10 protein-coding genes are annotated in these 12,373 nt (G+C 69.4%); 4 read left to right on the top strand and 6 right to left on the bottom strand.

Translation table 11 applies throughout. From position 1 onward, the window contains the following. Positions 1-24: 24 nt before the first annotated feature. Entirely contained in the window at positions 25-951 is a 927-nt protein-coding gene (locus FHT36_RS08745; RefSeq protein ID WP_373878150.1) for a polyprenyl synthetase family protein, read from the bottom strand. Between the two features lie 128 nt (positions 952-1,079). Here FHT36_RS08745 and FHT36_RS08740 point away from each other — a divergent pair, with 128 nt between their 5' ends. The 3 genes from FHT36_RS08740 to FHT36_RS08730 all read left to right on the top strand — a co-directional run bounded on the left by FHT36_RS08740 (position 1,080) and on the right by FHT36_RS08730 (position 2,983). Beyond that, entirely contained in the window at positions 1,080-1,751 is a 672-nt protein-coding gene (locus FHT36_RS08740; protein WP_169122074.1) for a transglycosylase domain-containing protein, read from the top strand. Positions 1,752-1,861: 110 nt separating this feature from the next. Continuing rightward, entirely contained in the window at positions 1,862-2,461 is a 600-nt protein-coding gene (locus tag FHT36_RS08735; RefSeq protein ID WP_169122073.1) for a septation protein A, read from the top strand. 75 nt (positions 2,462-2,536) lie between these two features. Next, complete coding sequence (locus FHT36_RS08730; protein ID WP_169122072.1) at positions 2,537-2,983, top strand: Rrf2 family transcriptional regulator; 447 nt, start codon at positions 2,537-2,539, stop codon at positions 2,981-2,983. 217 nt (positions 2,984-3,200) lie between these two features. On the opposite strand, the gene FHT36_RS08725 is transcribed toward FHT36_RS08730, so the two are convergent. The 5 genes from FHT36_RS08725 to FHT36_RS08705 form a co-directional block, all read right to left on the bottom strand. Then, the gene (locus tag FHT36_RS08725) at positions 3,201-4,367 is read right to left on the bottom strand and encodes an ABC transporter permease (RefSeq protein ID WP_169122071.1); all 1,167 of its coding nucleotides are present in this window, start codon (positions 4,365-4,367) and stop codon (positions 3,201-3,203) included. Position 4,368: 1 nt separating this feature from the next. Continuing rightward, positions 4,369-7,098: a ribosome-associated ATPase/putative transporter RbbA gene (gene rbbA / locus FHT36_RS08720; protein ID WP_348644403.1), complete on the bottom strand. Its 2,730-nt coding sequence runs from the start codon at positions 7,096-7,098 to the stop codon at positions 4,369-4,371. Further along, positions 7,095-8,132 (bottom strand): HlyD family secretion protein, encoded by a 1,038-nt coding sequence (locus FHT36_RS08715; protein ID WP_169122069.1) that lies wholly within the window; start codon positions 8,130-8,132, stop codon positions 7,095-7,097. The genes rbbA and FHT36_RS08715 overlap by 4 nt, the downstream gene beginning before the upstream one ends. A gap of 137 nt (positions 8,133-8,269) precedes the next feature. After that, complete coding sequence (locus FHT36_RS08710) at positions 8,270-9,079, bottom strand: DUF72 domain-containing protein (RefSeq protein WP_210257629.1); 810 nt, start codon at positions 9,077-9,079, stop codon at positions 8,270-8,272. 25 nt (positions 9,080-9,104) lie between these two features. Next, positions 9,105-9,569: an Lrp/AsnC family transcriptional regulator gene (locus FHT36_RS08705; protein WP_024281234.1), complete on the bottom strand. Its 465-nt coding sequence runs from the start codon at positions 9,567-9,569 to the stop codon at positions 9,105-9,107. Positions 9,570-9,739: 170 nt separating this feature from the next. Between FHT36_RS08705 and FHT36_RS08700 the strand changes: the two genes are divergently transcribed. Next, entirely contained in the window at positions 9,740-12,178 is a 2,439-nt protein-coding gene (locus FHT36_RS08700) for a transketolase (protein WP_246702090.1), read from the top strand. The last annotated feature ends 195 nt before the right edge of the window (positions 12,179-12,373 follow it).

The following is a 12,373-nucleotide window of genomic DNA, read 5'->3' as shown; positions in this document are numbered from 1 at the left end:
GCCGGCCGCTTTCCTCCAATGCGCTCAGCTGCGCCGCGCGGCCACGAACCGGGCGGCTTCGGCGAGGATTTGGCCGCGCGCGCCGAACGGCGCAAGGGCGTCCGCCGCTTCCGCCACGAGACGGTCCAGCAGCCGGCGCGCCTCGGGCAGGCCGAGGCGGGAGACCAGCGTCGCCTTGCCGGCGGCGGCATCCTTGCCCACCTTCTTGCCCACCTCTTCCGCCGTGCCTTCCACGTCGAGGATGTCGTCGGCGATCTGGAACGCCGCGCCCAGCGCCCGCCCATAGGCGAGGAGCGCCGCGCGCTGGCCCGCGTCCGCGCCGCCGAGGAGCGCGCCCGCCTCGGCCGAGACGGCGAGCAGGGCGCCGGTCTTCATGGCCTGCAGGTCGCGGATGGCGTCCTCGCCGTGGGCGAGGGGCGTGCCGCCGGAAAAGCGCCCTTCGGCGGCGAGGTCCAGCATCTGCCCGCCTACCATGCCGCCGATGCCCGCCGCCCGCGCCAGCGCCCGCACCAGCGCTATGCGCACGGCCGGATCTGGATGGGCGTCCTCGCCGGCCAGCAGGTCGAAGGCGAGGGTCAGCAGACCGTCGCCGGCGAGGATGGCGGTCGCCTCGTCATAGGCCTTGTGGACGGTGGGGCGGCCGCGGCGCAGGTCGTCGTCGTCCATGGCCGGCAGGTCGTCATGGACGAGGGAATAGCAGTGCACGCACTCGATGGCGGTTGCGGCGGTGACGGCGGCTTCCGCCGTGAGGCCGAACAGGGCCGCCCCCTCGATCACCAGGAAGGGCCGCAGCCGCTTGCCGCCGCCCAGCGCGCCGTGGCGCATGGCGCCCATCAGGCGCTCCGGCCGCAGCCGTTCGCCGGGCAGCGCCGCATCGCCGAGCGCGGCGGCGAGCCGGGTTTCGGTGATGGCGGCGGCTGCGTCGAGCCGATCCTTGAGGGAAGAGGTCACCGTTTGGCCTAGCGTGGCTGAGAAGGGCAAGGTGGGAACGCCCAAGCGGGGCGCACCGTTGACGGGGGCCACCGGGTGCCCCAACCAGGGGGCAAGGTCAAGCCGCATGGCGGTGGGGAGGGCTGAGGATGATCCGTCTGGTGCTTCGGGTGGTGCTCGTCCTCGCCGCCATCCCGCTGCTGCTCGCCGTCCTCTACAACGTGGTCAATCCTGTCTCGACGCTGATGATCGGCCGCTGGATCACGGGCGAGCGGGTGGAGCGCGTGTGGACGCCCATCGAGAAGATGTCGCCGGCGCTGGTGCGCACCGTCATCGCCTCGGAGGATGCGAGCTTCTGCCAGAATATCGGCATCGACATCGCCGAGCTGCGCGAGGCCATCGAGAAGGCGGACGATCTCGAGGACACGCGCGGCGCCTCCACCATTCCCATGCAGATCGCCAAGAACCTGTTCCTCTGGCCGGGGCGGGACTACATCCGCAAGGCCATCGAGATGCCGCTCGCCATCTGGCTCGATCTGGTGGTGAGCAAAAGGCGGCTGATCGAGATCTATCTCAACATCGCCGAATGGGGCCCGAACGGGGAATTCGGCGTGGAGGCGGGGGCTCGGCGTGCCTTCGGCATCCCGGCCGCGCAGGTGGAGGCCCGGCAGGCGGCGCTGCTGGCGGTGATGCTGCCCAATCCCCACCGGCGTGACGCGGGCAACCCCACCGCCGGGGTCCAGCGGCTCGCCGCCCGCCTGCAGGCGCGGGTGCCGAAGGAGGGGCCGGAACTGGTCGCGTGCCTCGGTCCGCTGCGCTGAACCCGCGCCCCGCTTGATTGTTGGCCCGACACGCGCCACATGGGGGACGTCGCGCCGTTCCGGCTGAACCACCGGGCCCGGCGGTATTTTTCTCCTGCCGGCCCGCCTGAATGACCCAATCACAAGCCCCCGTGCCCGCGTCCGCCCCCCGCAAGATGAGCCCGTGGCTCAAGATCGGCCTGGAGATCGGCCCGCTGGTGCTGTTCTTCATCGCCAACGGGCGCGGCGGCATCTACGTGGCGACCGGCGTCTTCATGGTGGCGACGCTGCTGGCGCTCGGCGCCATGTGGGTGCTGGCGCGGCGCATCGCGGTGATGCCGCTGGTGTCGGCGCTGGTGGTGATGGTGTTCGGCGGCCTGACGCTTTGGCTGCAGGACGACCATTTCATCAAGCTGAAGCCGACCATGGTGAATGCCCTGTTCGGCGTGCTGCTGCTGGGCGGGCTCTACTTCAAGAAGCCGCTCCTGCCCTACGTCTTCGATGGGATGGTGAAGCTCACCGAGGAGGGTTGGCGCAAGCTCACCATCCGCTGGGGCATCTTCTTCCTGGTCATGGCGGTGCTCAACGAGATCGTGTGGCGGTCGGTCTCGACCGACACCTGGGTCACCTTCAAGACCTTCGGCTACCTGCCGCTGACCTTCGCCTTCGCCATCGCCCAGGCGCCGCTGATGAGCCGCTACGAGCTGAAGGACAGCTCCGGCACCCAGTGATGCCGCGCGGAATTTCACTCGACCGCCGTTGACGGCGTCGCGCTATGTCCCCATAAGCCCGAAAGAGGGCGCTCCATGCTGACGAAAAAGGGAAAATACGGTCTCAAGGCGGCGGTCCACCTGGCGCGTCTGCCGCCTGGCGGCTCCACGCAGGTGGCTGACATCGCCGAGACCAACCAGATCCCGAAGAAATTCCTCGACGTGATCCTGGGCGAGCTGCGCAACGCCGGCTTCCTGTCGTCCAAGAAGGGCAAGCTCGGCGGCTACCGGCTGGCCAAGCCCGCGGACGACATCATCGTCGGCGAGATGATCCGCGCCCTCGACGGGCCGCTGGCGCCCTTCCCCTGCGCCAGCCGCAACGCCTACGAGCCGTGCGAGGATTGCGACATCGCCACCTGCGAGGTGCGCCTGCTCATGGTGCGGGTGCGCGACGCCATCGGCACGGTGCTCGACACCTACACCCTCGCCCAGATGCGCGATCTCTCCCAGGAGCAGCTCGCCTCCTTCGTGGACTACATCTGAAGCCCGCGCGGCGCTTGAGCGAAGGCAACCCAAGCCCGCGCGGCGCCTGAGCCGAAACAAACCGATTCCTCGCTGTTCTTCCCTTTGTCATCGCCCGCCTTGTGCGGGCGATCCACCGTGGTGCGCCACGGTGCCCGGATTGCCGGGGACAGGACGAGTGGAGGCGTGGATCCCCCGGACGAGCCGGGGGATGACGGGCCGGCAATGGCGGCTTCCCTCACTGCTGCGCGGCGAGGAAGGTGCGGAAGCGGGCCAGCGCCACGGCGAAGAACAGCGCGCCGATGCCGAAGGTGGCGGCGAAACGCGGCCATACCGTCTCCAGCCCGGCCCCGCGATAGAGGATGGCCTGCGCGAAGGCCACGAACTGGGTGGAGGGCGAGGCCTGCATGCTCACCTGCAGCCATTGCGGCATGCTCTCCAGCGGCGTGAACCCGCCCGACAGCATGTTCATGGGCAGCACCACCAGGAAGAACAGCAGCCCGAACTGCGGCATGGAGCCGGCAAGCGTGCCGAGGAAGATGCCCAGCGACGCGGTGAAGAACAGATAGAGCGCGGCCCCCGCAAGGAACAGCGGGATCGAGCCCGCGATGGACACGCCCAGCACCCACTTCAGCACCGCGACGAGGCTGACCAGGGTTGCGACGAGGATCACCGCCCCGTTCGCCACCACCTTCGCCAGCATGATCTCGGACGGCCGCACCGGCAGCACGAGCAGATGCTCCAGCGTGCCGTGCTCGCGCTCGCGGATCAGCGCGGCGCCGGCGAGCAGCACCGAGAGCATGGTGATGTTGGTGATGAGGCCCATGGTGCCGGTGAACCAGGAGGATTCCAGCCCCTGGTTGAAGGCGGCGCGGATCTGGAGATTGACCGGGCTCGCCACCCCTTCGGAATGGCGCAGCACGAAGCGGTTCACCTCGGTCTGGAAGATGGCGGAGATGTCGTTGGCGCCGAGCCCGGCCTGCATCAGCGCCGTGGCGTCGATGAGCAGCTGAACCTCGGGGCTGCGGCCGGCGAGCACGTCCGCCTGGAAGTTGGGCGGGAAATTCAGCACGAAGGTGTAGCGCGCCGCGTCCATCATCGGGTCCACGTCCTGCGGGGCGATGGGTACCGGGCGCTGGAAGGAGGGCGGCAGCAGCGCGTCGAGGATGGCGTTGGAGAGGGCGGAATTGTCCTCGTCCACCACCGCCACGGCGGCGCGGTTGAGGTCGTGCTTCATGCCGTTGGCCTGCAGCACGATGGCGAGGGTGAAGGCGTAGACCACCAGCACCAGCAGCGCCCGGTCGCGCCACAGGCCGAGCAGTTCCTTGCCCACCAGCCAGCGCACGTTGCCGAGGGGCAGGCGGCGGGGGGCGGGGGCTTTCGCGGAGGGAGCAGGCGCGGCCATGTCAGGTCTCCTGCTTGCGAAGGATGAGGAAGGCGATGGCGAGCAGCGCCGGCCAGAAGGCGGCGGTGGCCATGATGAAAGGCAGCAGCTCGGTAAAGCTCAGCCCCTTGGTGAAGGCGCCCACGCTCACCCGCATGAAATAGGTGGTGGGAAAGAAGGTGCCGAGCACCCATCCCCCGCCCTCCAGCGAGGTCACCGGCTGGAGCATGCCGGAGAATTGCGTCGCGGGCATCATGGTGCCGATGGCGGTGCCGAACAGCGCCGCCACCTGGGTGTTGGTGAGGGTGGAGGAGACGAGCCCGATGGCGGTGGTTGCCAGCACATAGGCGAAGGCTCCCAGCGCCAGGCCGAGGAATGAGCCCTTCAGCGGCACCCCGAACAGGAACAGCGCCATCAGCACCATGACGACGAAATTGAACAGCGCCACCCCCACATAGGGCGCCTGCTTGCCGAGCAGGAATTCCAGCTTCGTCACCGGGGTGACGTAGAGATTGGTGATGGAGCCCAGCTCCTTCTCCGTCACCACACCGAGCGCGGTGAGGATGGCCGGGATGAAGATGAGCATCAGCGCGATGTTGGCCGGCACCATGGCATCGAGGCTGCGGAACGACTGGTTGTAGCGGTAGCGCATCTCCAGCCCCGCGAAGGCTGAATAGGCGCGCCCGGCCGCCTGCGCCGCATCGGCGAGGAAGAGGGTGTGAACCGCCTCCACATAGCCCTTGATGGTCTCGGCCCGGAACGGCATGGCGCCGTCGATGGTCACAAGCACCTCGGTCTGCCGGCCGGAGCGCAGGTCGGCGCCGAAGCTCGGCGGCAGTTCGATGGCGAAGGCGATGGCGTTGGATTTCAGCCGCCGGTCGAGGTCGTCGGGCGAGGTCAGCGGCGGCTGGATGCGGAAATAGGTGGAGTGGGCGAAGCCGTCGATATAGGCGCGGCTTTCCGGCGTCTGGTCGCGGTCGAGCACGGCGAAGCGCAGGCGGTCCACGTCCAGCGTGATGCCGTAGCCGAAGATGATCATCAGGAAGGCCGTGCCGAGCAGCGCAAAAGCGAGGCGCACCGGGTCGCGCTTCAGCTCCAGCGTCTCGCGCCAGGCATAGGCGGCGAGGCGGCGGGGGGAGAAGGCGGAGGGGCGCCCGGCAGGCCGTGGCTGGGGCGGGGGCAGGCGGGCCTCGGTGCCCGCGGCGCGTCCGCCCATTTCCATATAGGCGACGAATGCCTCTTCCAGGCTGGTTGCGTGCTGCGCCTCTTTCAGGGCCTGCGGCGTGCCGGTGGCGATGACGCGGCCGGCATGCATGAAGGAGATGCGGTCGCAGCGCTCCGCCTCGCCCATGAAATGGGTGGAGACGAAGATGGTGACGCCCTCATCCCGGGAGAGCCGCTGGAGGTGATCCCAGAAGCCGTCCCGGGCCACCGGATCGACGCCGGAGGTGGGCTCGTCGAGGATCAGCACCTCCGGCTCGTGCAGCACCGCCACCGCCAGCGACAGGCGCTGGCGCACGCCAAGGGGCAGGCCGTCAGAGAGGGCGTCGAGATGGTCCTTCAAGTCGAAGGTGGCGACGAGATCGGCGATGCGTTTGGCCGCCGCCTCCTCGGGCAGGGAGAACAGGCGGGCGTGCAGCTCCAGATTCTGCCGCACGGTGAGCTCGCCATAGAGCGAGAAGGCCTGCGACATGTAGCCGACGCGGCGGCGGGTCTCGATGTCCTTCGGGTCCACCGGCACGCCGAACAGGAGTGCCTCGCCGGAACTCGCCGGCAGAAGGCCGGTGAGCATCTTCATGGTGGTGGACTTGCCGCAGCCGTTGGAGCCGAGGAAGCCGAAGATCTCGCCGCGGCGGATGGTGAAGCTCACATCGTCCACCGCCACGAAATCACCGAAGCGGCGGGTGAGGCCGCGGGATTCGATGGCCACCGGCGCGTCGGCCGGAATGGCCGCCACCGGGAGCGCGGCTTCGCCGTCGCCGCGCTGGCCCTCCGGGAGCAACGCGATGAAGGCGCGCTCCAGCGTCGGCTGGCCGGTGCGGGCGAGGTGCTCGGCCGGGCTGCCGTCGGCGAGGATGCGGCCCTGGTCCATAAGCACCACGCGGCCGAAGCGGGCGGCCTCCTCCATGTCGGCGGTGGCGACGAGGAGGGTCAGGTGCGGCCGGTCGGCGCGGATGGTGTCGACGAAGTCCCAAAACTGGCGGCGGGAGAGGGGATCGACGCCGGTGGTCGGCTCGTCCAGCAGCAGGAGGTCGGGGTCATGCACCAGCGCGCAGCACAGGCCGAGCTTCTGCTTCATGCCACCCGAGAGCTTGCGCATGAGCCGGTCGGCGAAGGGGTCGAGCCCGGTGGCGGCAAGCAGCGGGGCGACGCGGGCGCCCTTGGTCGCCGCATCCTCGCCGAACAGGCGGGCGAAGAAGGCGATGTTCTCGGCCACCGAGAGGTTGGGATAGAGGTTGCGCCCCAGCCCCTGCGGCATGAAGGCGATGCGCGGCTGGGCTTCTTCCCGCGCCTTGCGCGACGCGAAGTCCGCGCCCAGCACCTCGACCCCGCCCTTTTGGATGCGCTTTGCCCCGGCGATGAGGCCGAGGAGGGTGGACTTGCCCACCCCGTCCGGCCCCACGAGGGCGACGGCGGAGCCCTCCTGAATGGCGAGGTCTACCCCGTCCACCGCCTGCGTCCGGCCATAGGCGTGGCGGATGCCGGAGAGCCGGACGGCGTCCGGGCGTGCCGCCGGAGCGGCCTCGCTCACTTCTTTGCTCCCGTATCCTTCGCTCCGGCGTCCTTTCCGGGCTCGCCGAATTCCTGCACGAGGTCGGAATCGAGCCAGGCGGGCCATTGGGCGGCGGGATCGAGCCGCACATAGCCGACGCCGGTGACGCCGGTCTTCACCTGCTCCAGGTACTTCTCCACCAGCGGCCGGGCGACGCGGAGCTTGACGCGGAACATCATGCGGTCGCGCTCGCGCTGGGTCTCCACCTGCTTGGGGGTGAACTGGGCGCGGGCCGAGACGAAGGAGACGGCGGCCGGCACCGCCCGGTCGGGCAGGGGCTCCAGCAGCAGCCGCGCCGGCGTGCCGACCCCGATGCGTCCGGCGTCGGCGGCGGGCAGGAAGATGGTCATGTAGACGTCGGAGAGGTCGATGAAGGTCAGCACCTTGCCGCCCGCGCCCAGCACCTCGCCAGGCTCGGCGAGCCGGTAGATGACCCGGCCGGACTTGGGGGCGATGAGGGTGCCGTCGGCCACGAGGCGCTTCAGGCGGTCCACCTCGGCTTCCGCCGCGCGGATGGCGCTCTCGCTCGCCGCAAGGCTCGACTGGGCGGCGGCGAGCGCGGCGGCGGCAGTGAGCTTGGTGGTGCGATACTGGTCCACCTTCTGCTCGGTGGCGAAGCCCTTGGCGACCAGCGTCTCCTGCCGCTCCAGTTCCTTGGTGGCGAGGTCCAGCTCGCCCTTGCGCTGCTCCACCACATGGAAGGCGGTGTCGCGGGACTGGCGCGCCTGCGCCGCCTGCGCGTCCGCCGTGCGCAGGGCCGCCTCGAGGTCCGAGACGTCGATGTGCGCGATGACCTGCCCCTGCTTGATGAAGTCGCCTTCCTCGGCGAGCACGTCCAGCAGGCGGCCGGCGGCCTTGGTGGCCACGTCCACCTCGGTGGCCTCGATGCGCCCGTTGCCTTCGGCGAATCCGGGGGGCAGCGCACGGCTGCGGTGCGCGAGATACCACGCTCCGGCGCCGCCTGCGGCCGCGAGGGCGACGATGACGGCGAGGATGGCAAGGGAGCGCTTCATGAGGACACCTTCAGGGGGCTGGCACGCCCCCGCGATGCCGATCGAGAATGGCACTCCCGCGGGGCGTCGGGAACCGTCTCTGTGTCAACACTTTACCGCAGCGCACGCGTCTGGCGTTGATTGAGGTCAACGGCTGTTCACCTGCCGTCCACCTCCCGCTGCAAGGCGATGGCGCCCGCCGGGTTGCGCACTTTCGCACCGCCGATGAGGTAGAGGAAGACATCGCGCGTGTCGGCCTTCTTTCCCTTCGCGGCCTTGGCCGGCGTCCCCGCCTGCGGCAGGCCGTCGGGCACCTTGCCGGCCTCCCAGTCCTTCGCCGCCTTGGCCCAGCGCGCGAGGTCGGCGGCGCCATAGCCGGTCTCGATCTCCTCGGCGGTCTGCTGGAGGCGGGCATAGGTGAAGTCCGCCGTCAGGTCGGCGATGGCGGGATAGGTCTCATGATCGGCGAAGACGATGGCGACGCCGTGCTTCCGTGCCAGCTCCACGAATTCGGGTACGACGAAGGAGGGATGCCGCACCTCCAGCGCGTGGCGCAGCGCGACACCCTCGTGCGCCTTTGGCAGCAGCGCGATGAAGGCGGCCATGTCGTCCGGATCGAAGGCTTTCGTCGCCGCGAACTGCCAGTTGATGGGGCCGAGCCGGTCGCCCATCTCGACGATGCCGCTGGTGATGAACTTGCCGACGCTCTCCTCCGCCTCCGCCAGCACGCGGCGCTGGGTGACGTAACGCGTCGCCTTGAGCGCGAACACGAAGCCGTCCGGCACCTGCCGCGCCCAGTCGGCGCAGGATTTGGCGGAGGGCGTGCGATAGAAGGTGCCGTTGATCTCGATGGTCTTCAGCACGGAGGCTGCGTGGGGCAGCTCCTTCGCGTGGGGCAGGCCTTCCGGATAGAAGACGCCGCGCCACGGCTCGAACGTCCAGCCGCCGATGCCGACGCGTATGGCCATCGCTTCCTCCTTGCGCATCCGGCCGTTACGGCAGCGGCAGGACGTGGGAATATTTCACCTGTTCCAGCGCGAAGGAGCTTTCGATGGAGGCGATGCCGTCGAGCCGCGTGAGCTTTTCCTTCAGGAAGCGCTCATAGGCGTCGAGATCGGCCGCCACCACCCGTAAAAGGTAATCGCGCGGGCCGGTCATCAGATAGCATTCCAGCACCTCCGGCCAGCCCCGTATGGCGGCGGAGAACGCATCCAGCGCCTCCTCCTGCTGGCGCTCCAGCTTGATGGAGACGAAGACGCTCACCGGCAGGCCGGCCTTGCGCTGGTCCAGCACCGCCGCATAGCGCGAGATGAGCCCCGCCTCCTCCAGCGCCTTCACCCGCCGCAGGCACGGCGAGGGGGAAAGCCCCACCTCGCCGGACAGTTCTGCGATGCTCTTGCGCCCATCCGCCTGCAGGACGGCGAGGATCTTCCGGTCGATGGCGTCGAGGCGCATGATCCTGCTCCGTCGGCTGCGTCACGCGGCATTTTATGGCGCAGGTCGCGGCAAGGTAAGGCCGCTTCGACCGGAAACGCCGCTCCGCCCACGCTACAATCGGGTTGCGGCGGGTGCTCCGGCCCGCCGGCTGAAGAAGAACCCGCCGAAGATCAAAGCGCCGAGGAAACGCCATGGCCTCCCCCCGTTCCGCCGCTCCCACCCCCCGGACCCCGCTCGCCCCGCCCTCGGCCGCCGATCTCGCGGTTTTGGCCGAGCTGGAGAAGAAGGTGCTGTGGCTGGCGAGCTGGATGATCCACAACGCCAATCACCTCAGGCCCGGCACCGACGGCCTGAAGGTCGGCGGCCACCAGGCCTCCTCGGCTTCGCTGGCCGCCATCATGTGCGCGCTCTATTTCCATGTGCTGCGCCCCGAGGACCGGGTGGCGGTGAAGCCCCACGCCAGCCCCATCTTCCACGCCATCCAGTATCTGTTCGGCCGCCAGAGCCGGGAGCGGCTGGAGAATTTCCGCGGCTTCAAGGGCGCGCAGTCCTACCCCTCGCGCACCAAGGATGCCGACGACGTGGACTTCTCCACCGGCTCGGTGGGCCTTGGCGTGGCGCAGACGCTGTTCGCCAGCCTCGCGCAGGACTACGTCCACGCCCACGGCCTCGCCGGCGGCCGGCCCAAGGGGCGGATGATCGCCCTCGTGGGCGATGCCGAGCTGGACGAAGGCAACGTCTTCGAAGCGCTTCTGGAGGGCTGGAAGCACGAGGTGCGCAACACCTGGTGGATTATCGACTACAACCGCCAGAGCCTCGACGGCGTGGTGCGCGAAGGCCTCTACGAGCGCTTCACCGGCATCTTCGAGGCGATGGGCTGGCAGGTGGTCGTGCTGAAATACGGCACCCTGCAGCAGGCCGCCTTCGCCGAACCCGGCGGGGAGGCGCTGAAGCGCTGGATCGACACCTGCCCGAACGCCGAATATTCCGCGCTCACCTTCCAGGGCGGTGCTGCCTGGCGCAAACGCCTGATGGACGACCTCGGCGACCAGGGCGAGGTGTCCGCCCTCATCGCCCGGCGCTCGGACGCCGAACTCTCCGCGCTGATGACCAATCTCGGCGGCCACGACATCGCTTCCCTCATCGCCGCCTTCGACGCCATCGATCACGACCGGCCGGTGGCCTTCCTCTGCTACACGGTGAAGGGCTTCGGCCTGCCGCTGGCCGGCCACAAGGACAACCACGCCGGCCTCATGACTCCGACCCAGATGGAAGCGCTGCGCGCGTCCATGAATGTGGGCTCGGGCCGCGAATGGGAGCCGTTCGAGGGGCTGAAGCGCCCTGAAGGCGAGCTGCGCGCCTTCCTTGATCGCGTGCCCTTCGCACAGGGCGGTCCGCGCCGCTATGCCGACCCCGCGCTCAAGGTGCCGGCGCTCGCCCCGCCGCCCAATCCCAGCATTTCCACCCAGGCCGGCTTCGGCCTCATCCTGCAGGACCTCGCCAAGGGCGAGAGCCCGCTCGCGGACCGCATCGTCACCACCTCGCCGGATGTGACCGTCTCCACCAATCTCGGGCCGTGGGTGAACCGGCGCGGCCTGTTCGCCCATGAGGCGTTGGCCGACGTGTTCCGGCGCGAACGCATCCCCTCCACCTTCGCCTGGGAGTTCTCGCCGAAGGGCCAGCACATGGAACTCGGCATCGCCGAGATGAACCTGTTCCTGACGCTCTCCGCCTTCGGCCTCTCCCATTCCCTGTTCGGTGCCCGCATCGTGCCGGTGGGCACGCTCTACGATCCCTTCATCTGCCGCGGGCTCGATGCGCTGAACTATGCCTGCTACCAGGATGCCCGCTTCATCCTCGTCGCGACGCCCTCCGGCATCACCCTCGCCCCCGAGGGCGGGGCGCACCAGTCCATCGCCACTCCACTCATCGGTATGGCGCAGGATGGCCTCGCCGCCTTCGAGCCGGCCTTCGTGGACGAGCTGGCGGTGCTGATGGAATTCGCGTTCGATTATGTGCAGCGGGACGGCGAGGGCGCCGCCGACGAGCGCAACTGGCTGCGCGACGAGACAGGCGGCTCCGTCTATTTCCGCCTCTCCACCCGCCCGCTGGAGCAGCCGAAGCGCGTCTTCAGCGATGCGCAGAAGCGCGCCATCGTGGATGGCGCCTATTGGCTGCGCGAGCCCGGCCCCAATTGCGATGTGGTGATCGCGGTGCAGGGCGCGGTGACGCCCGAGGCCATCGATGCGGTGGCCCTCATCGCCGAGGACCGGCGCGACGTGGGGCTCCTCGCCGTCACCTCCGCCGACCGGCTGAACGCCGGCTGGACCGCCGCCGCCCGCGCCCGCGAGCGCGGGTTTGTGGGGGCGCAGAGCCATGTGGAGCGGCTGCTGTCGCCCTTGCCGCGCCATTGCGGGCTCGTCACCGTCATCGACGGGCATCCCGCGACTTTGGGCTGGCTCGGCGCCGTCGCCGGCCACCGGGTGCGGGCGCTGGGGGTGGAGCATTTCGGCCAGACCGGAACGCTGTCCGACCTCTACGCCCATTACGGCCTCGACACCGCCGCCATCATCGCCGCCGCCCAGGGCATATCGTCGGGCCGGCCGCTGCGGCACCTGAAGGCGGTGTGAGGCGCGACGCCCCATAGCGTCTCTGGGCTCCGGCGGCCCGAGCGACCGCTCCCCGTGTCCGCCGTGAAGATCGGTTCGTGTCTTCACGACGGACCTTTGCGCGACCGCTTGTCCTTCGCTCCAACGTCCGCTAGAAGCGCAGAACCACGCCACCGGCGCCCACGGATCCCTCGCGGACCTCCTCCGGCGCCGGCT

This window comes from Xanthobacter sp. SG618 (assembly GCF_012932745.1).
Lineage (GTDB): Bacteria > Pseudomonadota > Alphaproteobacteria > Rhizobiales > Xanthobacteraceae > Xanthobacter > Xanthobacter flavus.
This window is presented reverse-complemented; position numbering and strand designations above follow the sequence as displayed.

Coding starts and splice junctions, on each gene's coding strand:
- FHT36_RS08730 (WP_169122072.1), top strand. CDS start 2,537: ATGCTGACGAAAAAGGGAAAATACGGTCTCAAGGCGGCGGTCCACCTG.
- FHT36_RS08735 (WP_169122073.1), top strand. CDS start 1,862: ATGACCCAATCACAAGCCCCCGTGCCCGCGTCCGCCCCCCGCAAGATG.
- FHT36_RS08740 (WP_169122074.1), top strand. CDS start 1,080: ATGATCCGTCTGGTGCTTCGGGTGGTGCTCGTCCTCGCCGCCATCCCG.
- FHT36_RS08715 (WP_169122069.1), bottom strand. CDS start 8,132: ATGAAGCGCTCCCTTGCCATCCTCGCCGTCATCGTCGCCCTCGCGGCC.
- FHT36_RS08710 (WP_210257629.1), bottom strand. CDS start 9,079: ATGGCCATACGCGTCGGCATCGGCGGCTGGACGTTCGAGCCGTGGCGC.
- FHT36_RS08700 (WP_246702090.1), top strand. CDS start 9,740: ATGGCCTCCCCCCGTTCCGCCGCTCCCACCCCCCGGACCCCGCTCGCC.
- FHT36_RS08725 (WP_169122071.1), bottom strand. CDS start 4,367: ATGGCCGCGCCTGCTCCCTCCGCGAAAGCCCCCGCCCCCCGCCGCCTG.